Raw genomic sequence first — 24,933 nt, 5'->3', positions numbered from 1 at the left:
GGGAGCACTAGCCAATCCGCCGACCGAGCAGGCCCTGCGGGCGCAAGGTGAGGGTGATCACCATGAGGGCTGCGACAACGAACAGGGCAAGCTGAGGGAAGAAGTACACGGTGAATGAGTAGGCGACGCCGTAGACGAGCGAACCCACAAGCGTGCCGGCCAGTGAGCCAAGCCCGCCGATCACCACGATGATGAACAGTACGATGATGATCTCGGAGTCCATGCCTGGAACCACCGACACCAGCGGCGCCATCAGCGCACCCGACAAGCCGGCGAGGAAGGCCCCGAGCGCGAAGACGCCGGTCTGAATCCAGCGCACGTTCTTGCCGAGCATCAACAGCATTTCTCGATCCTGCGACGCAGCGCGGATCAGCTCCCCGATGCGGGTGCGATGCAGCAGGAACCACAGGCCGAGCACGATGGCGAAACCCACGCCAATGAGCAGCAGGTTGTAGTGGGAAAGTGTCGCACCAGCGAGTTCGAAGGATCCGGACAGCATCGCCGGTCGCATCACGGATTGCTGGTTGACTCCCCACACCATCCGGACGCAGTCGGCCAGCACCAGGACCAGCGAATAGGTGAAGAGCAGCTGAAACAGCTCCTCCTTGCCGTAAAGACGTGAGATGAGCCAGCGTTCTAGGGCTGCCCCGATCACCCCCACCGCGACCGATGCGATGAACAGCGCGGCCACGAAGCCGACGCCCGAGGCGCCAAGCAGCCGCGCCAGCGAGGCGAGCAGGAAAGCGCCAAGCATGAACAGACTGCCATGCGCGAAGTTGAGAATCCCCATCACACCGAAGATGAGCGACAGGCCTGAGGCCGTGACGAACAGCGTCATGGCCGTCGTCAGTCCACTGACCAGCTGTGCCGGAACAAAAGAGAGGTCCATGGCTTCTCCCGCATCCGGCTGACTAGTCCATCAGGCCGCCGACGGCGATGCTGCGGATGTTGGTGAGAACCGGGGTCTCCGAGCCGGCGACCTTGGCCGCTTGGCCCCATAGATGCGCCCGATCGGCCTGCTGATCCTTGGCGCGCATCGTGATCGGCCCTTGCGGCGAAGCGATGGTCAATCCCTTCATGGCCGCTGAAACCTTCACGGCATCGACTGAGTTGGCCTTCTTGATCGCCTCGACCAGGAACTGCATGGAGATATAGCCCTGGATGACCCATGAAGAAGGAACGGCCTGCTTGGTGACCTCGCGCACGCGTGAGAGGTATGCCTTGTGCGCCGGCGGTGACTCCCAGTTGTCGGCGTCGTAGGTGTTACCCCAGATGCCTAGCGGATATTCGTCACGCAGCGCTTTCAACATCTCCACGGATCCCGCCTCGCCGACGGCTACCAGGCGCGGCCCAAGCTGCTTGAAGTAGCCAAGCGCGCTGGCCTGCTTGGCGAAAGCATCGAAGTTGCCGCAACAGATTACCGAGAACACTGCCTCTGGCTTCGCTGCAAGCTGTGCGGTGACGAAGGCCGTGTAGTCGGACTCGTTGAGCTTTGGCCATTGTTGGTCCACGATCTGCACATCGGGCACCAGCTTGCGAAGATGCGCGGCAAAGGCCGTCACCGCGTCACGGCCATAGGCAAAATCCGGAGCGATTGTCCCTACTCGCTTGACCTTCATCGAGGCGACGATCTCCGCCGCCACTCGGCCCTCGGTGGTCGTGTTTCCGGAAGTGCGGAAGATGTAGGGATGCAGCTGATCCGGCGCGGTCAGGCGGTCAGTCTTGGGCCCCGGAACGATCGTAACGATCTCGTTCTCCTTTGCGACCTGCGAGATCGCCGTTCCCTCGGCCGAAGTAAAGGTGCCGACGAGAAAATTCACCTTGTCGCGCAGGATCAGCTCCCGGGCCACCCGCACGGCTTCCTCCGGGCGGGACTTCGTGTCGCGCGGCACCAGTTCAATCTTGCGGCCAAGCACGCCGCCACTGGCGTTCACCTGATCTGCATACAGGCGCGCACCATCCAGAATCGGGGCGCCGAACTGGGCGCCCGCCCCCGAAAGAATCATTGGGACGCCGACCTTGATGGGTTGGGCCGAGACTTGCGCTGTAGCAGCGGACAGCACGCCTGCTACCAGGAACAGGAACCTCAGAGATTTTGCGAGCATGTCTTCTCCAGCGTTTTCGCCGAATGCCACAATGGAGAGGCCCATCCTCTCCGCGTCAGCAATCGAGCGCGGCGTCGCAGTATGTTGGCCGCACAGGCTGCACGCAATGTGAATCTGCGCAATGACACGTGCAGCAAACGGCCAAGCGATACAGCGCCAGCTCAGAGCGAGAGGGAGCCTGTTCGGACTTGCGCTTTGGTCCGGGCCCGATCGGGCGACGCCCGGCGACTTCATCGAGGTCAATCAGGACCTGGACACGCTCACCGGCGAATTCCGCAACTCGCTTTCACTCCGGGTGTATCGCGCCCGCAAGACGTCAGATCGATCATCGCAAGCACTCCCCAAGGGCAGCGAGGCGGACTACCTACTCGGACCCGAGGGTGGCCGGCGATCGAAGGTGCGGCGGAGTCCCTGTCAATCGCTTCGTTCTCGCGCTGGGGAATTGATCTGCCCGCCCTCCCCGCAGCACTTGCGGCGCGCCGGAGTGAGTTCGCCAAGTGCCTCCGCGCGGTTGTGTGAACGTGACGTTCAAGAATTCGACGTCAGCCGAGCTGAGGTCGATCGACCACCTGCATGTTCGTCGCAGGCAGCATGCCAGCTACCTGTCGTGCCGAGAAGATAGGTCCTAATGACGGGCGCCGTAGCATTACCAATGATCGTCCCGAGCGTGTAGCCGATTGCCATGCCGGAGTAGCGAACTTCGGGGGGGAAAGATCTCCACGTAGAGCGCTCGGCCTGCGCATTGTGGTACGGATTGCCGGGCGAGCTCGTGGACCTTCGCATTCCGGCTTCCTGCAGGGCGCTGCGATTGGGCTCACTTGCATGCCCGCGGTTGGTATGGAAGATGCACCCACTGGAAGCTGTCCTGGCTGAGCCATCGATCCGGAAACACGTCCTCTGGGTCAGGGACCGGTGCGCATCTAGCCCGGCGGCTTCGCACTCCTGCCACGACATCTGCATCTGACCCCTGGCGCCCATTCGGTGACTGATTTTGAGTTGGCGCCTCTCGCCTTCGCAAATACACTAACGGCGTACCTTTACAACCAAACACCTCGTACAGCCCACTTCCCCTCCCGCTGACAACACCCAATTCAGCTGGGCACAAGATAGCGCCTCGCCGTTAGCGTATTTATGCCTTCACTTTCCCTCTTCGAAGAATCCCCAGCCGCTGGTCATCGCTTGGCGTTCGAGCGATGGCTGCAGGACCAGCGCGCGACCGGATCCCTGCGGCAGTCCTCGTCCATCGAGGTCTACCGTGACATGTGGGGCAGCTTCACGGCCTGGTGCCTCGGGCAATCCCCTGCGGTGACGTTGGCGTCGATCGATGCCCGCGACCTGGAGGCGTTCCAGGCGGCCCGCTTCGGCATGAAAAGCGCCGACCTGTCGCTCACTCCACGCCACGCGCTTCGCCTGTTGCGCCTCATCGACCGCGTGCTGCGCCACCATGCCGAGGAGACTGGCGAGCCCGTGAACACGGCGGCGAGCGACTGGGTCGATGACCACCCGGAGATCCGGTACGCCGAGGCCGCGCAGGCCGATCCCTTGCCTGAGTTCCTGTCGGTGGCCGAGGCCCGGCACCTGATCACGTTTCTGTCGGATGCGCGCCCTCGTCCGGGTCTGTCGGGCTCACGCCGCGACAGTCATGTGGCTTTCACCTGGCAGCAGCTGCGCAATCGGGTAGCCGTTGCGTTGCAGTTGGGCGGCGGGCTGGCACCTGGCGACGTCCGGGTACTGACGCTCGATGCGCCGACATCACGCGGCGGCCGCGTACGCGAACGCCCATGGAAAGTCGCCGTGCCCGGCAATGGCAACTCGCCGGCGCGCGAAACGCCTATTGCTCCATGGGCCGGTGAGCTGCTGCAGCACTGGCTCCAGGTACGCGCGGAGGCGCGCATTCTCGGAGATTTCCTCTTTCCATCGACCCGCAGCGGCAAGCCCTGGAGCAAGGACGCGCAATACAAGGCCGCCCGGCAGGTCTTGGAGGAAGCGGGGCTGGATGCCAGCGAGGGCGGCTCGTTCCGACTGCGGCATACCTTCGCATTGCGGCAACTGCGGCGGGGGACTGAATCGGATCAGGTGGCACGTTGGCTTGGGGTCGAGCCCGAGGCCATGGGCAAATACCGCAGAGTCGTGAGCAGTCCCGAAGATGTGGTCTAACATCTGATTCACACTGTCGAACGGGCGCCCATCAATCAGTCGCATTGGAGGTCTGGCGAATGGAGTTAATTCGCTGCCAATTGATGACCGAGTAAAGTCGGGCCCTCTATTCATTCAATGGAAGTATCCATGGCCCAGACGTACAAGCAGATCCAAAAGCAGATCGAACAGCTTCAACGACAGGCAGAAGCTCTGCGCAACAGTGAGGTCAAGGGTGTCATCGACCGTATCAAGGTGGCGATTGCGCACTACGGCCTGACGGCTGCACAACTGGGACTTGGCAAGAACAAGACAGTTGCTCAGCCGAAGAAGGCCACGAACGCTTCGGGCAAGTCCGCTGCGAAGTTCAGTGACGGCAATGGCAACGCCTGGTCGGGTCGCGGCCCGCGTCCTCAATGGTTTCGTGACGCGCTGACGGCTGGACGCTCGATCGACGAATTCCGAGTGGGATCGGGCAAGAAGTCGAAGCCTGACTCCGTGGAGACCGTGTCCGGCGAGACTGTTGCGCCAGCTGCCCGCCCCGCCCGCAAGAAAGCGAAGCGCGCCGCGAAGGTCCGCTACAAGGATGCCGCTGGCAATTCCTGGAGTGGGTTCGGCCCCAAGCCCGGATGGCTGAAGGCGGCACTGGACGCCGGGAAGTCATTGGAAGACTTGGCCAGATAGAAGCGGCGTCGAGCCCGCGGCACAAGGGCGCGATAGGACTGGGTACTAGCGGGACCAGCGTCGATGGACAGGTTCGATCAACAGTACCGCCCAGCCGTGCCCGTTTTCGTCAATCCCATGTTTATCGCGTTCGTGCGCGCGTCGTCGGAGTCTCTCGCACGGACTGAGGCAGTTGCTGTCTTGCGCTGCTTTGCGGTTGAGACGATCGGCCGGCATTGTTGGTCAAGACGCTAGCCTTGCCGAGCGCGTAGGCGAACCAGGTGCGCGGCCGCGCCAAACCCTCTACTCCAGAGTCGTCTGAGGAATCCCTGCTCTCGGTCATCCCCTGCGCGTCTGCCTCGCCAGTTTGGCCATCTGCTTCTCGTAGGCGAGCCGTGCCGCCTCCAGGGCCTCGGCGGGACCACGCAGCGTCAGTTCGTCATGGCCAGCCGAATCCAGCACGGCCTTGCGGATCGCATAGATCCGCTGCAGGATCACCCCGTACTCGGCCGACAGCAGCTTGGGCTTCTCGTGGTGGATGAAGAGGCGCCGCGCGATCTCCAGCGTGCGGGGATCGAACTTGCGCTGCCTGGCGATGCGCTCCAGCTGCTTTTCGTCAACGCTCGTGGTCATGCGATGGCAGCGTCATGAACAGGCTCATCAGCCCGAGGTAGAGCCAGTAGAGCATCAATGCGCCCACCGAGAACGCCAACATGCCCCAGCGCGGGAAGCGCACGTCGCCGATCAGGAAGCCGAAGATCAAGGTCACCAGGAAGCTCAGGAAGGCGACCGGCACGAGCACCGCACGCACGACGGGTTCGCCCAAAACCAGCAATGCGCAGATGGCCCATCGCACGAGCTGCAAGCCCGCGCAAAGGCACCACCAAGCCGCCACCAGCATCCAATGAAGCGCCGTCGCACCGCGCTGATGCCGGAGATCCGTTCCAACTCGCAGGTGATTCATGACAGTTCCTCCGTGGCCCAGCAGACGGGGCGCAGCTCCGCAAGCGGCAGCACGCTCCGCGTGCCATCGCCAAATCTCACCTCTCCGACGTCGCTGTCCTGTGCCTTGAGCCGCAGGGAGCCGCGCCGGCCGCCGTGCTCGATCACCAGCACGGTCCGGCCGCCACTGACCACTCTTGGCGACTGGACGATGTCGGGTGTCGGCGATGCGACGGGCGATGGCACTCGTGGCGCCTCGCCGAGCAGTGCATCGATGCTGGCCCGGTTGATCGGCGTGTCCCCCGCCAGAAGGTCTTCGACCCTCTCCGGAAAGCCGCGTGCCGCAGCGACGAGGCGGTTGAGGGTTCGCACATCGGAGCCGAGGCGACCCGATTCGACTGCATTCCGGATCATCTCCGGCGCGTCGATGAGCGCCGCCGCCTCACTGATGTAGGTACGCGGCTTGGCCAGGCGCCTGGCAATCTCGGACTTCGAAAGCCCCTCCTTCTCCCGCGCGCACACGAAGGCGGCCAGGTCGAACGGCGACATGTCCTCCCGATGCAGGTTCTCCGCGGCCTGCGCGAAGGGATCGACGCGCTCGTCGATGAAAGCCGGGACCTTGAGCAGGCCCGCCTTGCGCGCCGCGCGCACGCGCCGCTCTCCCCTGTTCACCACGTAGCGCCCGGGCAGCTGCGGGTGCGTGCGCAACGACACCGGCTCCAGGACACCGTGCGTGCGGATCGACACGCCCAGCTCCTCGATGCTCTCTTCCTTGAAAGTGCGGCGGGGTTGCGAAGGGTCGTAATCGATGAGTTCCACAGCGATCGCGGTGGGGGCGCCGCGGTCGGGACGATCGTCTGCAGCCGCCAGCAGGTCGGAGGCGCGAAACTGCGAAAGACCGCTGAGGTCCAGCGCGGGCGCACTCATGCCTTGACTCCCGTCATCGAGGCGCCAACGCCAGCCGAATCCATGCGCTGCTGGAGGAGACCGAACAAGGCCTTGAGCTCGGCGCTTGCCTCGCGCGCCGAACTCTTGGGCAGATCCCACACGGGAAGACCGCTGGCCAGCGCCTCCGGAATGGCCGAACGCGTCGAGATCCGCGCCGGGATCACGAACTCCCGATAGCTGTCGACCAGCTGCTGCATCGCGGCCTTCTGACGCACCGAATGCGGATTGAAGCGATTGAGCACGATGCCCGCCAGTTGCAACCGGGGGTTGTAGCGCTGACGAACCCCAAAGATGGTCTTGAGCATGTCGGTCACGCCGTCGATGCTGTATTCCTCCAGTTCGATCGGGCAGACCACCGCCGTGGCCGCGATCAGTGCAGCACTCATCCGCAGCCCGAGCGCCGGCGGCGTGTCGATCACGACCGTGTCGAAGCGCCGTGCCACCCTCGCCACGTTCCTGCGAAACGCTGGGATCACGGCCTCCGGACGCGCAAGCTCGATATCCGCGAGCCGCTTGCCACCTGCCACGAGTGCCAAGCCGCACGCTGCATCGCTTGCAATCTCGCCGATGAGGCCCTCTTCGAACAGGTCAGCAGCGACGACACCGGACTCGAATCGCCGCAACGTCTTCGATGTGTTGGCCTGCGTGTCCAGGTCGATCACGCACACGCACTGGCGATGCACGTCGGCCAGCCAATGAGCGTAGAGCACCGACAGCGTCGACTTGCCGACGCCACCCTTCTGATTGCCGAACACCACCACATGGCTCATGAGGCACCTCGCGGATCAGTAACCCGACCACACCCCGTCGCTCCAAGAGCCGAAGCGGCGAGTACTCGCTACAACACGTAAAGCATTTGTCCAGATGCATTCGACTGGACTTTGGTTTTCAGCGAGCTGCCGGCGCCGCATTGGACGACGACTTTCCAGCGAAATCGCGCACTTAGCGTAGTCTTGGATTTTCGCTTTGTCTAGGTTTCTATAGCTTTACTATAGAAACTAAGAAAAAGGTGCTTCATTGACAGGCGCCGCCTCGCTGCCGGACATTGCGCCCCATGCGAGCAAGGAACCGTGATCACTGCAGGGTTGTTGAGGCGGGATGGCGAACCATGTCGCTCAGCCTCGTCGCGGTCCTGGGCTGCTTGACTTGTGGCGCTCTGGCCCAGACGCCGGCAGCACCTCAGTACGTCATCCCCTCGGCGGAGCAAGCAGCGCGCGACAGCGATCGCGTGAAGATCCTCCGGCAGGAATTGAAGAAGTCGGAAGCGCTGCTGGAGACGCTCGCGCGCCGCAGGGCCGAACGACTGGCCGCCGCCGATGTGGAAGGTGCCAACGAGGCCGAAGAGGAGCGCGGGCGCACGCTCAGCGACATCGCAGGCCTCAAGCGCGAACTGGCCGCGGCCACACGCACCGCCACGCCCCCCCAGAGCAGCGCTGAGGCTGCGGTCACGCCGAAGGCCGCTCCCACCGCTCCTTCATCCCGGCCCGCGAGGTCGCTGCCTCCCGCGCCGTGGTGGGACGTCTACGGCAAGGCCCGGCGCACCGAGTCGCCCTCGCCCTCTTCGCCCATCTCTACGCCTGTCTTCATCGCCCCCGCCGCGGCGGGTCCGCGCACTGTTTCCGCCCGCCGACCGGAGTAGCGCCATGACTGCGAGCACTTTCGTTCACAATTCCGACCCGATCCTCTACTTCACGGAATTCACGCACCCCCATGGCCACAACGGCTCGGCGCAAGACCCAGACCGCAAAGAACCAGGACCCACCCGCCAATCCGGTGACGCAGCTCGAGCTGGTCGAGTTGCTGCACAAGCGTGCGGTGAACGAACTGGTGATCGTGGAGGTAGAGCCGGCCCGATACCAGGTGCATCCCATCGTCGCCTGGCGCATTGGGCGCAGCGTGTTGCTGGGCTCGGGCGGCCAGCCTCGAACCTATCGCAGCCTGGACACCCTGGCCACGCACCTGAAGACGCTCGGGACCGGGCGCACGGTGGTGCGGATGGAACTGCTCGACTAACCGCCTCCCAGCCCTCACCGGTCTCTACGGCGCGCATCCGGGCCACCCCCATCTGGCCGGCCCTTCTCACCTGGCTGTGCGTCTTCCTGCCCGAGGTGGCCCTGGCCGGCAGCCCGTTCGCCACGGGCGCCAACGCCACCCAGCAGCAGCTCGTGGCCATCCTGACGCCGCTGGCGGCGGTCGCCGTCATGGTCTCCGGCGCGATGGCGTGGTTCGGGCGCTTGAGCTGGTGGTGGATGGTGGCGGTCGTGATCGGGACCGTGCTGGTCTTCGGCGGCCCGCAGATCGTGTCCTGGATCCGGGGGCTCTTCGGGGTCTGAAAGGCACGGCAAATGAGCCGCAACCAGGGCATCGTCGCGGACCCGCTCTTCGTCGGGATGACCCGCCCGTCCATGGTCTGGGGCGTCACCTACTCGGCCATGATGTTCAACATCATCATCACGACCGAGTCGTTCATCGTGACGAAGAACCTCGCCTGGCTGCTGGCCTTCGTGCCGGTCCACGGGGTGCTCTACCTGGTGTGCCTGTACGAGCCTCGGTTCTTCGACCTGCTGCAGCTGTGGGGACGCACGCGCCTTCCGGCCATGCTCGGTGGCAACCTGCGGTACTGGCGCGCCAATTCCTATAGCCCGCTGGCGCTGGACATGCCGGATCTGCGGGGGCGCCGCCGCATGCGGACGGCGCCGGCGGCGGTGAGCTGATACGGGATAGCGTCATGCAACTGCTCTCCCGCTCCGAGAAGACGCTGCGCCGCGAGGTCGGCGCCGCGGCCATGATCCCGCTCGCGGCGCATGTGGACGAGCATGTGGCCCGCACGCGCGCGGGCGACTACGTCCAGACCTTGCGCCTGGCCGGCGCGAGCTTTGAAAGCGCGGACGACGAGGACATCAACAGCTGGCACGAGCGCCTCAATGTCCTGCTGCGCAACATCGCCTCGCCCAATCTGGCGCTGTGGACCCACGTGATCCGGCGTCGGGAGACCGGCTACCCGGCCGGGCGGACGATCCCCGGCTTCGCCCATGAAGTCGAACAGCGCTACCGCCGGAAGATGGCCGGCGAGCGGCTGATGGTCAACGAGCTGTACCTGTCGGTGGTGTTTCGACCGCAACCCACCCGGATCGGCAACGCGGCATTGCGCCTGCTCAAGCGCACGGACCGGGAGGGCGCGCAGACGGAACTGCGCGACTCCCTGGACGCTTGCACCAAGCTGCGCCAGGAACTGCTCGCGGCCCTCGAGCGCTACGACCCCGAGGCCCTGGGCGTCTATCGGCTGGAAGGGAAGGACGTGCTCTTCTCCTCGCTCGTGGAGTTCTACGGCCTGCTGATCAACGGAGAATGGCAGCGCATGCCCCTGCCCCGCTCGCCCCTGAACGAGGTCCTGGCCACCACGCGGCCCTTCTTCGGCAACGAAGCCATGGAGTACCGCACGGGTACCCAGACCCGGATCGGCGCCTTCCTGGGCATCAAGGAATATCCGACGCCCACGGCGCCGGGCATGTTCGGCGCCCTGCTGACGGCGCCCTTCCCTTTCGTGCTGACCCAGAGCTTCACCTTCCTGGCCAAGGGCACCGCCACCGACATGATGAGCCGCCAGCATCACCGGATGGCGGCCGCTGGCGACCTGGCGGTCTCCCAGGCCGAGGAGCTCAAGGACGCGCTGGACGACCTGATGAGCAACCGCTTCGTCGTGGGCGACCACCACTTTAGCCTGCACGTGCTGGCCGACACCTACGACGGCGTCAGCGAGGCCGAGGGCCGGCCTCGCCTGAAGCAGCTCAACGACCACGTGGCGCGCGCCCGCTACCTGCTGGGCGACACCGGGATGGTGGTGGCCCGCGAGGACCTTGCGCTGGAGGCGGCCTTCTGGGCCCAGCTGCCGGGGAACTTCGCGTATCGAAGCCGCAAGGCACCCATCACCAGCCGCAACTTCGCGGCCATGTCGCCCTTCCACAATTTCCCCACCGGCCGGGCGACGGGCAACTACTGGGGCGATGCGCTGGCCATGTTCATGACGCGCGCCGGCTCGCCCTACTACTTCTCGCTGCATGCGAGCGATCCCCGCAGCCCGGACGGCGGCAGCCGGCGGGACGTGGGACACATCACGGGCGTGGGGCCGGTCGGTACCGGCAAGACCACCCTGCTGGGCTTTTGCATGGTGGCCATCTGCAACCGGCTGGACGCGACCCAGGTCATCTTCGACAAGGACGAAGGCCTGCACATCCTGGTGCGAGTGCTGGGCGGCCAGTACCTCCCCCTCAAGAACGCGGCTCCCACCGGCTGCAATCCGCTGCAGCTCGACGACTCGATCGCCGACAACGTCGAATTCATGCGCCACTGGTTGAGGCGCCTCGCGATGCGCACGCCGAACGACACGCTGACCGTCCGCCAAGAAGACGATCTCGACCAGGCGCTGCGCGGGACCCTGAGGCTTGATCCGCCCTTCAGGCGCTTGTCCCGTCTCGTCGCCTTCCTCGACATCACGGATCCGGAGGGGATGTACGCGCGCCTTCGCAAGTGGTGCGCGTCGGAGCATGGGGATTACGCCTGGGTCTTCGACAACGACCATGACGAAGTGGCGCCCCTGCTTGCTCACCACTCCCTGGTTGGCTTCGATGTCACCGACTTCCTCGACAACGAGGTGGTCCGGGCGCCGCTGACCATGTACCTCTTCCACTTGGTCAACCGAATGGTCGACGGCCGGCCCCTGGTGTGCTGGATGGACGAGTTCGCCAAGCTCCTGAGCGATCCGGCCTTCGCGAAGTTCGCCAAGAACGGGCTGGAGACCTGGCGCAAGAAGAACGCCAACATCGCCACCTTCACCCAGAGCACCAGCCATGTGCTCGATTCCAGCATCGCCCGCGCCATCGTCGAGCAGACGCCGACGAAGATCCTGTTTCCCAACCCGGAGGCGGACTACGACGAGTACACCCAGGGCTTCAACCTGACGGACCGAGAGTTCGCCCTGATCAAGCAGGAACTCGAGCCCGGCTCGCGCCAGTTCCTCATCAAGCAGAACCACGTGAGCGTGGTCGCGCAGCTCGATCTCCATGGCTTCGATGACGCCTTGCATGTCATCTCGGGGCGCACCAGCAACGTCCGCCTCATGCGCGAGCTCATCGAAACGCATGGGCCGCACCCCGATCAATGGCTGGCTCCTTTCCAAGCGGCCCTTGCCGATCGCTCGCCCCTTTCACCTTTGACCCAGGAGGTCTCCCATGCGTAAGCACCTTCTCGCCTTCTTCCTCGCCGCGGCGGCCTTCCTGGCGCCGCTGCACGCGAAGGCCGGCATCCCGGTGATCGACATCACGGCCATCGCGAATCTCATGCAGCAGGTCATGTACTGGCAGCAGCAGATCTCGGCAATGCAGAAGCAGTACGACCAGCTCCGACAGTCGAAGGACCAGTTGGCTCTAACCTACGGCGCCATGACAGGGACCCGAGGCATGGAGCAGCTGCTCCCGACCTCGGACCTTGCGCGCAACTACCTGCCACCGAGCTACGGCGAACTGATGAACACGCTCAACGGCTCATCGACAAGCTATGCCGGACTGGCCAGCCACGTGCAGTCGATCATGAAGGCCAACAGCGTCCTCTCAGGCGGCCAGATGGATGCCCTGAGTCCGGAGATGCGCCAGATCGTCGAGCAAGGCCGACAGTCGGCGGCCATGCTCAATGGAATGACCCAGAGCGCGTACCAGAACACCAGCCAGCGCTTCTCGGCGCTGCAGCAGCTAATCAATCGCATCGCCACTGCCCAGGACCCTAAGGCCATCCAGGATCTGCAGGCAAGGATCCAGGCGGAGCAGAACATGCTCACCAATGAGCAGACGAAATTGCAGAGCCTCTATCAAGTCGCCCAATCTGAAGAGCTCATGCGCAAACAGCGCATCCGAGAGCAATCTGCATCGGACATCGGCTCGATGAGATCGCTTCCGACTGTCGACTACTAACGCGCAGGACCTATATGCAGAAGACAACCTGGACACTGTTCGCAATCATCGTTGCCGCAGCAGCAGGGGGCGGAGCGTACTACCTCATCCAGCACCAGGCCGTAGAACTGACGCCTTCCGTGGTGCAGCAACCACCCCTGCCTCCGGCTCCAGCACCGAATATGACTGATGACGACCTGACCCGGCGAAAGCTTGAAGGCATCGGCAGCACGCGAGACCTCAAGCCGGTTCCGATTCCGCAGGGCAACGCCCGCTAGCAATCATGGGCTTTTTCGCTCAATTCTTCTCTTGGCTCGATGGCCAGCTTGCCAACTATGTTGGCACGCACTCTGCGCAGGTCGCGTCCGCAATTGAGCCTGCTGCAGTGACGCTCGCAACCATGTACGTGATGATCTGGGGCTATCTCAGCCTCACTGGACGAATCCAAGAGCCGATCTGGGAGGGAGTCAAGCGCATCTTCACCATCGCGATCGTCCTTGGCGTGGGGCTTCGGCTGTGGACCTACAACCAAGTCATCACGGATACCTTCTATCGAGCACCTGAGCAGCTGGCGGCATCTGTCGTTGGTGCACCGACAGTCGTAAGCGTGATTGATCAAGTCTGGCTTGACGGAACGGCGGTTGCCGAACAACTGCTCAAGAAGGGAAGCGTGCTTGATAGCGACTTTGCGTTCTATGCGGCAGGGTTTCTGGTCTATCTACTGGTTGGCCTGACCGTTGTCGTGACGGCATTCATGCTTGGGCTGTCGAAGGTGGCCACTGCAATCTTGCTGGCGTTGGGCCCGATCTTCATCGTCTTGCTTTTCTTTGATGCAACCCGACGATTTTTTGAATCTTGGACCGCGCAGCTAGCCAACTACGCACTCGTCGGCGTGCTCACCATGTTCGCTGCATCGCTACTCCTCAACATCGTCAAGGCGTACGCGTCCAGTGCAGCGGCCGCAGGTGCTGGGATAACCATTGCCGCCAGTGCGCGAGTCTGCATTGCCTCGGCCCTCGTTTTCCTAGTAATGCGCCAAGTTATGCCAATCGCTTCAGGACTTGCGAGCGGTGTCGCGCTGAGCACTTATGGTGTCGTTAGCGGGATGCTCCGCTGGGGGCTCGGAGGTGCCAAGCGCACCAGCTACGAATTCAGCCGCGGCGTGCTCGACGGCCTGCGGCGAGAGCCGGGCAGTCGCTGGGATTCGTTCCGCCGATTGGCGGGCAATCGCGTCGGTGCAGGTGTAGCCTCCATCGGCCAGATCGGCACTTCACGCCGCGGCGGCACCGTTCTTCCAAGGGAGCAAGTCATGCCGAACCCCTCGCGCAATCGCTAGCGGTGGAGCGTGCGAATGAAGCCATCGACCGCGCTCTCCCTGCTGGCCGTGCTCCTGGCGGCCTGCGGCACCCGCCCGCCGATGCCGCCGGAGTGCGAAGGGCCACTCACACCGATCAACGCCTCGACCGGTGCCTCCAACTCAGGAGCGGTTCATGCACCGGGACGCCGCTCTTGAGAACTACCTGCTCGAGGCCCAGAGCTGGGAACTCGACCGCGCGCGTCGGGCGGAGCGCTCCGCCAAGCTCGCCTGGATCGTCGCCGCAGTGGCGGCAGCCGTCGCCTTGCTCGCAGTCGCCGCCATCAGCGGCCTCACGCCGCTGAAGCAGCCCGTTCCCGTTCTCATCCGCGTCGACAGCAGCAGCGGGGTCGTGGACATCGTTCCGACCTACGAGGGCACGACCGACATCGAGCAGGTTGTGACGCGCAACCTGCTGCAGAACTACGTGATCGCGCGCGAGCGCTACTTCTACGGCACCGCCGAGGCCGACTACGAGTTGGTCGCTTCGCAGAACTCGCCTCGCCTCAACCAGGAGTGGGCGGCCCTGTGGGCCACCAACAACCCAGCCTCGCCGCTGAACGTCTACAAGGACGGCACGTCCATCCGCACCCAGGTGCGCTCGGTCACCTTCCTCAAGCTGGAAAGCGGCAAGGACAAGCTGGCCCAGGTCCGCTTCACCCGCGCCACGCGCGCCGGCGGTACCGGGGAGGAGCAGGCGAGCCACTGGGTCTCCACGATCGAGTTCGCTTATGTCCAGCCATCGAAGGACGACAAGATGCGCTCGCTCAACCCGCTGGGCTTTCGCATCGTCGAGTACCGCCGTGAGCCCGAGGTCGCCGCCGCGGGCGTGGCGCCAAGCAGGCAGGATGCGCGATGAGGCCCCAAGGCGCCCACCGCACGTTTCCGTTCGCCATCGGATTGGCGGCGGGTCTGGCGCTCTCTGCGTCCTTCGCCCCTGCCGCGACCGTGCCCCCGGCCGGCAAGATAGACGCCCGCGTGCGCGTGGTCGCCTACAACCCCGACGACGTCATCACGTTGCAGGGCTACGTCGGCTACCAAATCCACCTGCAGTTTGCCGAAGGCGAGGAGTTCGTGAACCTGGGCTCCGGAGACAACGGCGCCTTCGACGTCGGCGCGGAGCGCAACCACTTCTTCATCAAGCCCAGGGAGGCGCGCGCCTCGACCAACCTCACCGTCCTCACCAACCGGCGGGCCTACCACTTCGACTATGTCGTGTCGGCCACTGCTCCCACGGGCCCTGCCGCCAGGCGCATGGTCTATTCGGTTCGCTTCAGCTACCCGGAGGACGAGGCCCGCGCCGCGGCAGCGGACCGGGAACGCCGCCGGACCGAAGCGCGCATGAGCCGAGGGGCGGCCGACCGCCCACGCAACACCGACTACTGGTTCTGCGGCAGCGAGTCGCTCAAGCCCATGAGCGCGTACGACGATGGGGTGCACACCCGGCTGCGTTTCCAGGCGCGCTCCGAGTTCCCGGCCATGTTCGTCCAGAACGACGACGGGTCCGAGTCGCTGTTGAACTTCAACGTCGACGATGACGAGGTTGTCATCCACCGCGTGGCGCGCCGCTTCGTGCTGCGCCGGGGCAAGCTGGTCGGCTGCGTCGTCAACCAGTCCTTCGCCGGCGGCGGCGCACGCACCCCGACCCACACCAACGCGCCAGGTGTGCAGCGCATCACCACGGGAGACGGGCCATGACCTGGCTGGATCGGACTCGCCGCGGCTCCCAGGCGAATCGGCCGGAGGATGACGACACACCTGACATCGATCCGGACACCGGAGAGGTCCTGTCTGCGCGACGCGCCACGGACCCAGGAAATGAGGCATCCCGAGCCGCCCCAGAGAGCACGACGATCCAGGGCGAGCGTGCCATCCCGTCGGTCAATCGCGAGCGCTCCATCCAGTCACGCATCAGCGGCTCGCTGGCGCTGGCAACGATCATCCTGTTGGGCGCTGGCTTCCTGTTCTGGTACTACAACACGCAGTACACCAAGACCCGGGAGGCCGAAGAAGCCGCGAGAAAGGCAGCCGCCGCACGCGCCGGCGGCGAGATGAAAGTGCCCCCGCTGGGCCGCATCGAGCCGCCGAGGGCCCCGATGGACCCGACACCGGTTTCCACGAACCCAGTCCCACCGCCACCTCCGGCGCCAGCGAACACGGCCAACGCGGGCCCGCCGCAGAAGACGCCCGAGCAGATCGCGCTGGAACGCCAGCTGGGCGTTCCCGTGCTTCGCCGCGCGCAGACAGCCCAGCCGGCAGGCGCCACAACGCCGCACGCGTTCGCAGATCCGGCGACGTTGCTCGGTGGCGTTCCTGGGATGGCGCAGCTGATCGGCGCGCTGCAGGCGCCGGGGGCGACCCCAGGAGCACCCAATGGCGGCAGCCTCGCCGCCAGCCTCCGGCCCACGCCCACCCCAGCGGTCGCCGCCCAGACCCTGCCGACGCGGCGCATGCTGCTGCCCAAGGGCGCCTTCATCGACTGCACCTTGGAAACCGCCATCGATTCCACCTACGAGGGCATGACCACTTGCATCGGCGCCAGCGACATCTATGGTGCCGACGGCAAGGTGGTGTTGCTGGAGCGTGGCACCAAGTATGTCGGCGAGCAGCGCGGCACGCCGCGCCAGGGACAGGGCCGGGTCTTCGTCGTGTGGAACGAGGCTCGCACGCCCACCGGCGTCGTGGTGCAGCTGGCCTCCCCCGGCACCGACGAGCTGGGACGCAACGGCCTGCCGGGCTTCGTCGACACCCACTTCTGGGACCGCTTCGGTGCCGCGATCCTGATCTCGGTGATCGACGGCACGATGCAGGCCATCGCAGCCCATCAGCAAAGCGGCACCAACGTCGGCAGCGGCGGCGGCGTGGTGCTCGGCCCTCAGGGCAGCCGCGACATCATCACGGAGGTGCTGCGCAGCACCGTCTCGATCCCACCCACCGTCATCAAGAACCAGGGCGAGCGCATCCAGATCCTGGTGGCGCGCGACGTGGATTTCAGGAGCGTCTATGCGCTTCGAACCGACCCGGCCACCCCTTGACCGCGAGCCTGGCGCCGCAACAGCCAGCTGGCAGGCGACGAGTCGACCCGCACCTGTTGCTGCGTCTGCCGAGCCGCCCTCGTCGCTCGCCCTCTTTCTGGGTCCGCTCAGCCGGTTGCTGGACGATCCCGAGGTCACCGAGATCTGCATCAACGAGCCGGGCGTGGCCTTCGTGGAGCGGCAGTCCGGTTGGGTGCGCGAGGAACTGCCCTTCGCCAGCTTCGACTGGTGCCTGTCCATCGCCAAGCTCGTGGCCAACTTCACGCGCCAGCGCATCTCGGCCAACGAGCCCCTCCTGTCCGCCACCCTGCCCGGCGGCGAACGGATCCAGATCGTGCTGCCGCCCGCCACCCTGGACCGGACCGTCTCGATCACGATCCGGCGTCCGTCCAACGCCCTCTGGACCCTCGAGGATCTGGAGAGCCTGCGCATCTTCGAGGCCACCCGCAGCCTTCCCGCGATCCAAGCACGGCAAGCCGACCTGGAGCACCTGTCGCCGGGCGACCGGGAGCTGACGGGGCTCCTCGCGCGCAGGCAATTCGTCTCCTTCCTGCGCCGCGCCGTCCAGCTGCGCAAGAACATCCTTCTGTCCGGCGCCACCGGCTCCGGCAAGACCACCGTCAGCAAGGCGCTGATCCTCGAGGTGCCTGGCGAGGACCGTCTCATCACCATCGAGGACGTGAAGGAGCTGTCGCTGCGCAACCAGCCCAACCACGTGCGGCTCTTCTACTCACAGGGCGCCCAAGGACAGGCCGAGGTCACGCCCGGCCAGCTGCTGGCCAGCGCCAAGCGGCAGCGCCCCGACCGCGTGTTCGTGTCCGAGCTGCGCACCGGCGAAGAGGTCTACGACTACCTGGTGTCCGTGAACACTGGCCATCCGGGCTCGATCACCAGCGTGCACGCGGACAGCGCGGAGATGGCCTTTGTGGCGCTGGCCCAGCTGATGAAGCGCAGCCAGGCCGGCCAGGGCATGAGCACGCGCGAAGGCGTGGAACTGGCCCAGCTGAGCGTGGACATCGTCGTGCAGTGCGCGAGAGATCGGCAGGATGGCCGGCAGCGGCGCATCGTGCGGGAGATCTGGTATGACCCGGGCACCAAGCTCCGAGGGCTTGCCTAGCCCCTTCAAGATCGCGGTTGCGCTGCTGGTGGCGGCGGTGGTCGGCCTGTACGTCGCCGGCTACGCCTTCCTGATGGCCATGAGGCTGCCGCCGCAGCATGCAACGCTGCTGACCATCCATCAATACTGGACTGCATACGGCGACCGACCCGACGTTCGCCACACTCTCATTGCGACCCTGGTCGGCTCCCAGGGGATGATGGTGGGGCTGGTGGCCTTCGCGATGTTGCCCCGACGCCGACCCCTGCACGGCGATGCCCGGTTTGCCGCCCGGCGCGAGATTGCGCAAGCGGGCCTGCTCAACGAGAACGGCATCATCCTTGGCCGCCTGGGCCGCCGCTACCTCGTCCTGCCGGGCCAACAAGGCGTGGAGCTAGAGGCGCCTCCGCGCAGCGGCAAAGGCGTCGGCGTCGTCATTCCCAACCTGCTGAACTGGCCCGGCTCCGCCATCGTCAGCGATATCAAGGGCGAGAACTTCATGCGCACGGCGGGCTTCCGCCAGGCCCATGGGCAGGAGGTTCACCTGTTCGATCCGCTTTCCGAGCGCGAGCGCTCGGCGCGCTGGAATCCGCTCGGCTACGTGTCGGAGCTGCCCTATCGCTGCATCGACGACCTGCAGCGCATCGGCACCATGCTCTTTCCCGACCCGCAGGTCGGCGACCCGTTCTGGACATCCTCGGCCCGCTCGCTGTTCCTCGGCATCGCGCTGTACCTCTTCGAGACCGAGGGCGCCACCCGCACCCTGGGCGAGGTGCTGCGCCAGGGCATGGCCAGCGACGCCGAGGGCTTCCAGAAGCACTGGAAGCGCGTGATCGACGCCTGCGAGCGGGCCGGCTATCCGCTGTCGCAGGAGGCGGTGCAGAGCCTGTACGACGTGATCGACTTGGCACCCACCACGGCCTCGAGCATCCGCAAGACCTTCACCAGTCGCCTGGACCTGTGGCTCAACCCGATGATCGATGCCGCGACCTCGGCCAACGACTTCGACCTGCGCGAGCTGCGCAAGCGCCCGATCTCCATCTACGTCCAGATCAACCCGGACAACATCGCCCGGCTGCAGCCGCTGCTCAATCTCTTCTTCCAGCAGGCGATCGGCCTGCAGACGCGCGAGCTGCCGGAGAACAACCCGCAGCTTCGCCACCAGCTGCTTCTGATGCTGGACGAGTTTCCGGCGCTCGGCCGCATCCCCGTCATCGCCGAATCCACGGCCTTCCTGCCCGGCTACAACGTGCGCACCGTCGTCATCGTCCAATCCCACTCGCAGCTGATCGAGAAGTACGGGGTCGAAGGCGCCAAGTCGATCCGCAAGATGCTGGCCGCGCGCATCGTGTTCCCACCCAAGGAGTACGAGGACGCCGAAGCCATCTCGCGCGAGCTGGGCACCTACACCGTGCAGCAGAAGAACGTGAGCCGCCCGATGTGGGGTGGCATGGGCAGCGGGGGCAAGGCGCCGACAGTGAGCATCAGCGAGCAGCCGCGCCGCCTCTTGCTGCCGCAGGAGGTGAAGGAACTGGGCGCGGATCGGATGATCGTGTTCTACGAAGGCCTGCGCCCCGTGCTGGCGCACCGGGTCTGCTACTTCCGTGACAGGTTCTTCGCCAAGCGCGAACTGGCCCCGCCATCGGTGCCGAAGCTGGAGGTGGACAGGTCCAGTCGCGTCATCGCGACCGCTCGGGCGGCGACGCCCGGTGACGAAGACGACGCCGCAGGCACGAATCCCGGATCCCTCACCAACGCCACGCCACCAGGCGGTGGCGCTGCACTGACGAAGGAGGGCAGCACCATGGCCAGCGATGTACTGAACGACGACCTGAAGCTGGACGACTTCTCGTTCGACTTCGACGACGTGGAGATTCCCACCGAGAAGCTCAGCGACGAGGACATGAAGCACCGGGCCGATGAGTTCATGGCGCGACTCCTGGACTGAAGTCGCATCGAGTCAGCTCGGACAACCCGAATCGCCAAGCATCACGCACGCACCTGAAAGGACCCGCAATGTCCACAGACCAGCCCCCCGAAATCTCCGCCACCGGAACCGCAGGCACCGCCCCTGGGGACTTCGCCGGTTCCGTCCAAGGGGATGCACCTCCCGCGGGCCACGGCCGTCTCCGCGTGCCCGACGCCATCGAGCGCCGCTACCTGCACGTGGATGATCGCTACTTCTTCCCGGACCGCACCCTCGCCTTCATCGACGACGGCGACCGCATCCGCGTGCGGACCGAGAACCGCGAGGTGCTGCACAGCGTCGTGGCGATCGCGGAAGCGCGCGGCTGGCAAGTGATCGAACTCAAGGGGACCGAGTCCTTTCGCCAGGGCATGTGGCGCGAAGCGGCGTTGCGCGGCATCGAGGCCCGCGGCTACGAGCCGAGCGAGGCTGAGATCCTCCAGGTGCAGCGCGCGCTGAAGCAGTGGCGGCCACCGCACGAGACGGGACAGGGTCCGAGGCCGCAGGCGGCGTCCACCGACCGCGAAGCAGCGACCGCGCGCGAAGGATCTGCGCCCGCCGAGCCCGCCGGGATTGCCGGTGGTCATCCACCCGAGGCAGTGCAAGACGGTCGATCGCTGCGCGCAGGCCCGAGAGCGCCCGTCACCGGCCTGCTGGTGGCGGCGGCCGCCGCGCCATACCAGTTCGATCCAGCGCAACGCATGTCCTTCTACGTGATGGTTCGCACCGAAGTCGGCGAGCGCACCATTTGGGGTGCGGACCTCGAGCGCGCGCTGGCCGAATCGGCCTCGCAGCCGCGCATCGGCGACCCCGTGGTGCTCACGCAGCACGGCACCCGTCCGGTCAACGTCCGCGTGCCCGCCCGCAATGCAGACGGCGAACTGGTGGGCGAGAAGAAGATCGTCGCGCAGCGCGCCCGGTGGAGCATCGAGACAGCGGATCACCTCCGCGCGATGGAACGCCGCGCCAGGCTCGTGCGCACCGGTGAACTCCTGTCCGATGCGTCCTTGGACCAGCACCCGGAACTGGCCACGGCGGCGGCGGGCCTCAAGCTGGCCGAACAGTACGCCCAGCGCGTCACGACCGACCCAGCCTCCCAGCAGCGCCTGGTGCAGCTGATTCGCGAGCGGATGGCCGATGCGCTGGAGCAGGGCCGGGAGATCCATCTCCCGGATCGCCGCATGCGCCCCGCGCCGATGCAGGTGCGCCAGCGCACGGGCCGAGAAAGGGAGGAGTTGAGCAATGAGCGCTTCTAGCCTTCGTTGGGGGCCAGGACTGAAGTTCGCGGCCCTGGCAGCAAGTCTGGCCTTTGCGCTGCTTACGCCTCGCGCCGGCCTTGCGCAATTGGCGCCGCCCACCCTCGCCTCCACCCCCGCCCCCACACTGGCGGCCTCGTACGCGGCCGCGTTCACGCCCGGACAGGCCCTGCCCCTGGTACTGGACACCATCCGGGGCGCCCGCTCGACCTTGCTGGTCGCGGCCTACTCCTTCACCAGCCGGCCGGTAGCCACCGCCCTGCGAGATGCGCAGCGCCGCGGCGTCAAGGTCTTCGTGGTGGTCGATGCCGGCGAGGCGGCCAAGGCGTATTCTGCCGCGCGCTTCCTGGCCAACGAACGGGTTCCGGTTCGCACCAATGCCCGCCATGCGCTGCAGCACAACAAGTTCATCGTGGCGGACGGCACGGCCGTGCAGACCGGCAGTTTCAACTACACGTCCTCGGCCGCGCAGCGCAACGCCGAGAACGTGCTGGTCGTGCGCAACGCGCCGGCGCTCGCCGCGCAATACGGCGCGGAGTGGCGACGCCTGTGGGACGAAGGCACCGACTTGCCGCCCGCGTACTGATTCATGAAAGGTCTCCGCCATCCCGCCGCCAGGGCCCGAAGGCTCCAGGTGCCCGCCCGGGGAAAACCCCTGGCGTCGATGAACGCCTGGTCACTCTCGGACGGCTCGCTCGAAGCGCTCAAATGGGTGGGCCTGCTGCTCATGGCGGGCGACCACGTCAACAAGTACCTGCTGCATGAGGCGAGCCCGGCCCTCTACGCGCTGGGCCGCATGGCGATGCCGCTCTTCGGCTTCGTGCTCATGGTCCACCTGGCACGGCCCGGGGCGCTCGAGGCCGGCATCCACCTGCGCATCATGCAGCGCCTGGCGATCTTTGCGCTGCTGGCGACGCCGGCCTTCATCCACCTGGTCGGCGGGTGGCCGTTGAACATCCTGGCCACGCTCTTCCTGGCGACGCTGATCGTCTGGCTGCTCGAACGGGGCGGCCGGGCCCACCGCTGCGCGGCGCTGATCGCCTTCCTCTTCGGTGGCGCGATGGTGGAGTTCTGGTGGCCGGCGCTGCTCTACTGCCTGGGTGCCTGGGCCTTCCTGCGCAGGCCAGGCGCGCTTCGGCTGCTGCTATGGGCCTCGGCGACAGCGTCACTCGCCGTCATCAACGGCAACTTCGCCGCCTTGGCCGCCCTGCCCTTGATCTGGGGCGCAAGTCAGGTCGACATTCCAATGCCGCGCAACCGCTGGGTCTTCTACGCCTTCTATCCAGCGCACCTCACGCTGATCGCGCTCGTGCAGCAGCTGATCTGAACGGCCCGGATGGTGGGCGCGACGAGCCGGTGGCAGGCTGAGCTCCGTAGCGGCCCCGGCTCAAGCTAGGGGATCGATTTCGCGGATGCGGCATGGGGGCTGCTATAACTCGCGGTCGAATGGACAGCCTGAACCTTCACCTCCGCATCGACCGTGCCATCGCGGAAAAAGCCATGAAGATGGCCCACGCACGCGGCTTGGAGCTGCCGGACGCGATCCGCATGATGCTCGCCAAGGCGGTGCGCATCGGGGACTTTTCCATCGATGAGGAGCGGCCGCTGGTCCACCACGTGGCTGAGTCCACCCGGCCCTACTTCGCCTATGACAAGCGGCAATGGGACTCGATGAAGTCCGTGCTCGACGCCGAGCTGGCGCTGGCACTGGTGGACCAGTACATCGCCTCCCGCACGCTGCTGATCGAGGACCTGGCGGCGGCCGCCGATCCCGACGCTGCGGAGATCGCGCGCCTGAAGCAGGAACGTGACGATGCGCGCAACGTCCTCGCGGTCCTGGATCCGAGCGATGCGAATGCGATCCGCGACGTCCTGGCCCGCTTCGGTGCCCCTCGCGATGCGGACCCGGCAGAGGGTCTGGCATGACGCGCACGCCCTCCCCTGCCCCGGCGTCCGGGCCGTCCGCCGTTTCCGAGCGTGAGCTTCGCCGGCTGTACGAGCGTTGCGTCTCGCCCGACCTGCTCGCCGGCGCCCAAACTGCCGAGCGGCCTGTCGCCATGATCGTCGCCGGACCGCCCGGCGCGGGCGTCACCTACGCCACCGTCCAGCTTCGCCGGCAGCTGACCCAGACTGTGGCGACCGCCGTCCATGTCTCCATGAACCGGCTGCGCGCCTACCACCCCGTCTGGGCGGTTGGAGGCGACATCCCGCCGATGGCCGCTGCCCGCATCACCAGCGACTGCCAAACCTGGTTCGACCGCCTCGTCGAGGAAGTTCAGAGGAAGCGCTTGAACCTTGTCGCTGAAGTCGAGACCTTGGACGTCAAGGCCATGCCGAAGCTGGCCTCCGAACTCCGGCACAACGGGTATGTCGTTCAGGCCGTCTTTGTGGCGGCTTCCCGCGAAGAGAGTCGCTTGGCCCTGCTGGCAGGGTACGAGATGCGCCGCCGGGCTGGCTTGGCGGTCGAGCAGCCGTCCGTGCAGAACCACGAGCTGGCGTTCGGGAACGTCCGCGCCTTGCTGGGCGCGATGGAGCACCGCCGTGCGGTGGACGGCCTGCGCGTGATCGGCCACGACGGTGCGCAGATCTACGAGAGCCGCGTCGTTGACGGCGACATCAACCGCCTGCCCCGCGCGCAGGAGACGCTGGACGTGCTGCTGGACAAGCCTCGATCACCCAAGGAGCTGGTCAAGTTCGCGATGCGCTGGGAGACCCTGGTCCAGCGCCTGGCCAACGACCCGGCTGTGCCGCGCGATGTAGCCAGCCAGACACTGACTTGGCGCAACGAGGCCGTGGCCCGCTGCGAGCACGATCCGGCCGCTGCCCAGATGCTGAAGTGGGCCCGCGAGGCAGGTGCCTTCCGGGCGATGAACCGTTTCGAATTCGAAAAGGAGTTCCCGCACCACGCCCGCGCCGTGAGATCCCTGGGCATGGCGGTCATCGAGGCCGAAAAGTACGGCGGCGAGGAAGGCAAACGGCTGCTCTTTCACGCGCGCGAGAACATCGCACAGCGGATCGAGCGAGGCGACATGGCGCGGATCGCGGCACGCGAGAAGGCCCAGGAGCAGAAGGCCAAGGAGCTGCCGCCGAGGGATCCGTCTACGCGCTGAGGTTCGCGGCACAAGAAGCACTGAACCTCGGCTATGAGTGGAAGGCCTTCAGCGAGAGCGGTTCTGGGGGTAGACCCATATGAACTACCGCGTCGCAGTGCGGGAGCAGTCGTTGGGTCTATGCTCGTGTACTACCGCAGCCAGGACCGGTCGTTCGCTTCGCTCCCTCAACTGATTCGCGGGTTCAGTCATTGGGTGATTTTGCCGTGGCACGCGGTCTCAATCGCATGAACGGTCGCGCGCATCGGTCGCTTTCTGAGCCGCGCGCTACGCACCGGCAACGCCCCACGCTCTTGCCCTGCTTGGCCGCTGCGTTTGCGACTCTATTGGCCTGTTTGCGACTTCAATGGCCGTGAAAAAAAGCGATCCTGGAGCAAGTT

26 protein-coding genes are annotated in these 24,933 nt (G+C 65.8%); 20 read left to right on the top strand and 6 right to left on the bottom strand.

Annotated elements, in window-relative coordinates; all coding sequences use genetic code 11:
* Positions 1 to 7 precede the first annotated feature (7 nt).
* Positions 8 to 889: a branched-chain amino acid ABC transporter permease gene (locus ACSQ9I_RS39670; protein WP_436317370.1), complete on the bottom strand. Its 882-nt coding sequence runs from the start codon at positions 887 to 889 to the stop codon at positions 8 to 10.
* A gap of 22 nt (positions 890 to 911) precedes the next feature.
* The gene (locus tag ACSQ9I_RS39665) at positions 912 to 2,150 is read right to left on the bottom strand and encodes an ABC transporter substrate-binding protein (protein WP_436317369.1); all 1,239 of its coding nucleotides are present in this window, start codon (positions 2,148 to 2,150) and stop codon (positions 912 to 914) included.
* Between the two features lie 1,086 nt (positions 2,151 to 3,236).
* Here ACSQ9I_RS39665 and ACSQ9I_RS39660 point away from each other — a divergent pair.
* Positions 3,237 to 4,262, top strand: coding sequence for a tyrosine-type recombinase/integrase (locus ACSQ9I_RS39660; RefSeq protein ID WP_436317368.1), 1,026 nt, complete (start codon positions 3,237 to 3,239; stop codon positions 4,260 to 4,262).
* 129 nt (positions 4,263 to 4,391) lie between these two features.
* The gene (locus ACSQ9I_RS39655; RefSeq protein WP_436317367.1) at positions 4,392 to 4,925 is read left to right on the top strand and encodes an H-NS family nucleoid-associated regulatory protein; all 534 of its coding nucleotides are present in this window, start codon (positions 4,392 to 4,394) and stop codon (positions 4,923 to 4,925) included.
* A 318-nt stretch (positions 4,926 to 5,243) separates the two neighbouring features.
* On the opposite strand, the gene ACSQ9I_RS39650 is transcribed toward ACSQ9I_RS39655, so the two are convergent.
* Genes ACSQ9I_RS39650 through ACSQ9I_RS39635 form a run of 4 tightly spaced genes read right to left on the bottom strand, consistent with a single transcriptional unit; the run spans position 5,244 to position 7,564 of the window.
* On the bottom strand, positions 5,244 to 5,537 hold the full coding sequence (locus tag ACSQ9I_RS39650) for a hypothetical protein (protein ID WP_436291247.1): 294 nt from the start codon (positions 5,535 to 5,537) through the stop codon (positions 5,244 to 5,246).
* On the bottom strand, positions 5,521 to 5,868 hold the full coding sequence (locus ACSQ9I_RS39645) for a hypothetical protein (protein WP_436317366.1): 348 nt from the start codon (positions 5,866 to 5,868) through the stop codon (positions 5,521 to 5,523). Before ACSQ9I_RS39645 ends, ACSQ9I_RS39650 begins: the two co-directional genes overlap by 17 nt.
* A complete protein-coding gene (locus tag ACSQ9I_RS39640) occupies positions 5,865 to 6,773 on the bottom strand; it encodes a ParB/RepB/Spo0J family partition protein (RefSeq protein ID WP_436291249.1) in 909 nt (302 codons plus the stop codon). Before ACSQ9I_RS39640 ends, ACSQ9I_RS39645 begins: the two co-directional genes overlap by 4 nt.
* Positions 6,770 to 7,564: a ParA family protein gene (locus ACSQ9I_RS39635; protein ID WP_436317365.1), complete on the bottom strand. Its 795-nt coding sequence runs from the start codon at positions 7,562 to 7,564 to the stop codon at positions 6,770 to 6,772. The genes ACSQ9I_RS39640 and ACSQ9I_RS39635 overlap by 4 nt, the downstream gene beginning before the upstream one ends.
* A 338-nt stretch (positions 7,565 to 7,902) precedes the next feature.
* Here ACSQ9I_RS39635 and ACSQ9I_RS39630 point away from each other — a divergent pair, with 338 nt between their 5' ends.
* From ACSQ9I_RS39630 to ACSQ9I_RS39545, 18 genes are all read left to right on the top strand, one after another.
* Positions 7,903 to 8,433: a hypothetical protein gene (locus tag ACSQ9I_RS39630; protein WP_436317364.1), complete on the top strand. Its 531-nt coding sequence runs from the start codon at positions 7,903 to 7,905 to the stop codon at positions 8,431 to 8,433.
* Positions 8,434 to 8,504: 71 nt separating this feature from the next.
* On the top strand, positions 8,505 to 8,807 hold the full coding sequence (locus ACSQ9I_RS39625; protein WP_436317564.1) for a hypothetical protein: 303 nt from the start codon (positions 8,505 to 8,507) through the stop codon (positions 8,805 to 8,807).
* Between the two features lie 35 nt (positions 8,808 to 8,842).
* Positions 8,843 to 9,127, top strand: a complete 285-nt coding sequence (locus ACSQ9I_RS39620; RefSeq protein ID WP_436317559.1) for a TrbC/VirB2 family protein — start codon at positions 8,843 to 8,845, stop codon at positions 9,125 to 9,127.
* Positions 9,128 to 9,139: 12 nt separating this feature from the next.
* Complete coding sequence (locus tag ACSQ9I_RS39615) at positions 9,140 to 9,508, top strand: type IV secretion system protein VirB3 (protein WP_436317363.1); 369 nt, start codon at positions 9,140 to 9,142, stop codon at positions 9,506 to 9,508.
* 14 nt (positions 9,509 to 9,522) lie between these two features.
* Positions 9,523 to 12,030 carry a VirB4 family type IV secretion/conjugal transfer ATPase gene (locus ACSQ9I_RS39610; protein WP_436317362.1) on the top strand — a complete coding sequence of 836 codons (2,508 nt, stop codon included), beginning with the start codon at positions 9,523 to 9,525 and terminating at the stop codon, positions 12,028 to 12,030.
* Positions 12,023 to 12,757: a type IV secretion system protein gene (locus ACSQ9I_RS39605; protein ID WP_436317361.1), complete on the top strand. Its 735-nt coding sequence runs from the start codon at positions 12,023 to 12,025 to the stop codon at positions 12,755 to 12,757. The genes ACSQ9I_RS39610 and ACSQ9I_RS39605 overlap by 8 nt, the downstream gene beginning before the upstream one ends.
* 14 nt (positions 12,758 to 12,771) lie before the next feature.
* Positions 12,772 to 13,014 (top strand): hypothetical protein, encoded by a 243-nt coding sequence (locus ACSQ9I_RS39600; RefSeq protein ID WP_436317360.1) that lies wholly within the window; start codon positions 12,772 to 12,774, stop codon positions 13,012 to 13,014.
* A gap of 5 nt (positions 13,015 to 13,019) precedes the next feature.
* Positions 13,020 to 14,072 (top strand): type IV secretion system protein, encoded by a 1,053-nt coding sequence (locus tag ACSQ9I_RS39595; protein ID WP_436317359.1) that lies wholly within the window; start codon positions 13,020 to 13,022, stop codon positions 14,070 to 14,072.
* A 154-nt stretch (positions 14,073 to 14,226) separates the two neighbouring features.
* A complete protein-coding gene (locus ACSQ9I_RS39590; RefSeq protein WP_436317358.1) occupies positions 14,227 to 14,949 on the top strand; it encodes a virB8 family protein in 723 nt (240 codons plus the stop codon).
* Positions 14,946 to 15,788, top strand: a complete 843-nt coding sequence (gene virB9, locus ACSQ9I_RS39585; RefSeq protein ID WP_436317357.1) for a P-type conjugative transfer protein VirB9 — start codon at positions 14,946 to 14,948, stop codon at positions 15,786 to 15,788. Before ACSQ9I_RS39590 ends, virB9 begins: the two co-directional genes overlap by 4 nt.
* Positions 15,785 to 17,125, top strand: a complete 1,341-nt coding sequence (virB10, locus tag ACSQ9I_RS39580) for a type IV secretion system protein VirB10 (protein ID WP_436317356.1) — start codon at positions 15,785 to 15,787, stop codon at positions 17,123 to 17,125. Before virB9 ends, virB10 begins: the two co-directional genes overlap by 4 nt.
* Positions 17,094 to 18,242 carry a P-type DNA transfer ATPase VirB11 gene (gene virB11, locus ACSQ9I_RS39575; protein ID WP_436317355.1) on the top strand — a complete coding sequence of 383 codons (1,149 nt, stop codon included), beginning with the start codon at positions 17,094 to 17,096 and terminating at the stop codon, positions 18,240 to 18,242. Before virB10 ends, virB11 begins: the two co-directional genes overlap by 32 nt.
* The gene (locus ACSQ9I_RS39570) at positions 18,208 to 20,169 is read left to right on the top strand and encodes a type IV secretory system conjugative DNA transfer family protein (protein ID WP_436317354.1); all 1,962 of its coding nucleotides are present in this window, start codon (positions 18,208 to 18,210) and stop codon (positions 20,167 to 20,169) included. The genes virB11 and ACSQ9I_RS39570 overlap by 35 nt, the downstream gene beginning before the upstream one ends.
* A 68-nt stretch (positions 20,170 to 20,237) precedes the next feature.
* A complete protein-coding gene (locus ACSQ9I_RS39565) occupies positions 20,238 to 21,443 on the top strand; it encodes an LPD7 domain-containing protein (protein ID WP_436317353.1) in 1,206 nt (401 codons plus the stop codon).
* Positions 21,430 to 22,029: a phospholipase D family protein gene (locus ACSQ9I_RS39560; RefSeq protein WP_436317352.1), complete on the top strand. Its 600-nt coding sequence runs from the start codon at positions 21,430 to 21,432 to the stop codon at positions 22,027 to 22,029. Before ACSQ9I_RS39565 ends, ACSQ9I_RS39560 begins: the two co-directional genes overlap by 14 nt.
* A 78-nt stretch (positions 22,030 to 22,107) precedes the next feature.
* Complete coding sequence (locus tag ACSQ9I_RS39555) at positions 22,108 to 22,770, top strand: TraX family protein (protein ID WP_436317351.1); 663 nt, start codon at positions 22,108 to 22,110, stop codon at positions 22,768 to 22,770.
* A 119-nt stretch (positions 22,771 to 22,889) separates the two neighbouring features.
* Complete coding sequence (locus ACSQ9I_RS39550) at positions 22,890 to 23,369, top strand: hypothetical protein (RefSeq protein ID WP_436317350.1); 480 nt, start codon at positions 22,890 to 22,892, stop codon at positions 23,367 to 23,369.
* Positions 23,366 to 24,553 (top strand): zeta toxin family protein, encoded by a 1,188-nt coding sequence (locus tag ACSQ9I_RS39545; protein WP_436317349.1) that lies wholly within the window; start codon positions 23,366 to 23,368, stop codon positions 24,551 to 24,553. Before ACSQ9I_RS39550 ends, ACSQ9I_RS39545 begins: the two co-directional genes overlap by 4 nt.
* Positions 24,554 to 24,933 lie beyond the last annotated feature (380 nt).

Source organism: Variovorax sp. LjRoot84 (genome assembly GCF_964254305.1).
GTDB lineage: Bacteria > Pseudomonadota > Gammaproteobacteria > Burkholderiales > Burkholderiaceae_C > Variovorax.
This window is presented reverse-complemented; position numbering and strand designations above follow the sequence as displayed.

Coding starts and splice junctions, on each gene's coding strand:
- ACSQ9I_RS39670 (WP_436317370.1), bottom strand. CDS start 889: ATGGACCTCTCTTTTGTTCCGGCACAGCTGGTCAGTGGACTGACGACG.
- ACSQ9I_RS39610 (WP_436317362.1), top strand. CDS start 9,523: ATGCAACTGCTCTCCCGCTCCGAGAAGACGCTGCGCCGCGAGGTCGGC.
- virB10 (WP_436317356.1), top strand. CDS start 15,785: ATGACCTGGCTGGATCGGACTCGCCGCGGCTCCCAGGCGAATCGGCCG.
- ACSQ9I_RS39655 (WP_436317367.1), top strand. CDS start 4,392: ATGGCCCAGACGTACAAGCAGATCCAAAAGCAGATCGAACAGCTTCAA.
- virB9 (WP_436317357.1), top strand. CDS start 14,946: ATGAGGCCCCAAGGCGCCCACCGCACGTTTCCGTTCGCCATCGGATTG.
- ACSQ9I_RS39590 (WP_436317358.1), top strand. CDS start 14,227: ATGCACCGGGACGCCGCTCTTGAGAACTACCTGCTCGAGGCCCAGAGC.
- ACSQ9I_RS39665 (WP_436317369.1), bottom strand. CDS start 2,150: ATGGGCCTCTCCATTGTGGCATTCGGCGAAAACGCTGGAGAAGACATG.
- ACSQ9I_RS39640 (WP_436291249.1), bottom strand. CDS start 6,773: ATGAGTGCGCCCGCGCTGGACCTCAGCGGTCTTTCGCAGTTTCGCGCC.
- ACSQ9I_RS39545 (WP_436317349.1), top strand. CDS start 23,366: ATGACGCGCACGCCCTCCCCTGCCCCGGCGTCCGGGCCGTCCGCCGTT.
- ACSQ9I_RS39595 (WP_436317359.1), top strand. CDS start 13,020: ATGGGCTTTTTCGCTCAATTCTTCTCTTGGCTCGATGGCCAGCTTGCC.
- ACSQ9I_RS39555 (WP_436317351.1), top strand. CDS start 22,108: ATGAACGCCTGGTCACTCTCGGACGGCTCGCTCGAAGCGCTCAAATGG.
- ACSQ9I_RS39550 (WP_436317350.1), top strand. CDS start 22,890: ATGGACAGCCTGAACCTTCACCTCCGCATCGACCGTGCCATCGCGGAA.
- ACSQ9I_RS39635 (WP_436317365.1), bottom strand. CDS start 7,564: ATGAGCCATGTGGTGGTGTTCGGCAATCAGAAGGGTGGCGTCGGCAAG.
- virB11 (WP_436317355.1), top strand. CDS start 17,094: ATGCGCTTCGAACCGACCCGGCCACCCCTTGACCGCGAGCCTGGCGCC.
- ACSQ9I_RS39570 (WP_436317354.1), top strand. CDS start 18,208: ATGACCCGGGCACCAAGCTCCGAGGGCTTGCCTAGCCCCTTCAAGATC.
- ACSQ9I_RS39650 (WP_436291247.1), bottom strand. CDS start 5,537: ATGACCACGAGCGTTGACGAAAAGCAGCTGGAGCGCATCGCCAGGCAG.
- ACSQ9I_RS39625 (WP_436317564.1), top strand. CDS start 8,505: ATGGCCACAACGGCTCGGCGCAAGACCCAGACCGCAAAGAACCAGGAC.
- ACSQ9I_RS39615 (WP_436317363.1), top strand. CDS start 9,140: ATGAGCCGCAACCAGGGCATCGTCGCGGACCCGCTCTTCGTCGGGATG.
- ACSQ9I_RS39600 (WP_436317360.1), top strand. CDS start 12,772: ATGCAGAAGACAACCTGGACACTGTTCGCAATCATCGTTGCCGCAGCA.
- ACSQ9I_RS39605 (WP_436317361.1), top strand. CDS start 12,023: ATGCGTAAGCACCTTCTCGCCTTCTTCCTCGCCGCGGCGGCCTTCCTG.
- ACSQ9I_RS39645 (WP_436317366.1), bottom strand. CDS start 5,868: ATGAATCACCTGCGAGTTGGAACGGATCTCCGGCATCAGCGCGGTGCG.
- ACSQ9I_RS39630 (WP_436317364.1), top strand. CDS start 7,903: ATGTCGCTCAGCCTCGTCGCGGTCCTGGGCTGCTTGACTTGTGGCGCT.
- ACSQ9I_RS39660 (WP_436317368.1), top strand. CDS start 3,237: ATGCCTTCACTTTCCCTCTTCGAAGAATCCCCAGCCGCTGGTCATCGC.
- ACSQ9I_RS39560 (WP_436317352.1), top strand. CDS start 21,430: ATGAGCGCTTCTAGCCTTCGTTGGGGGCCAGGACTGAAGTTCGCGGCC.
- ACSQ9I_RS39565 (WP_436317353.1), top strand. CDS start 20,238: ATGTCCACAGACCAGCCCCCCGAAATCTCCGCCACCGGAACCGCAGGC.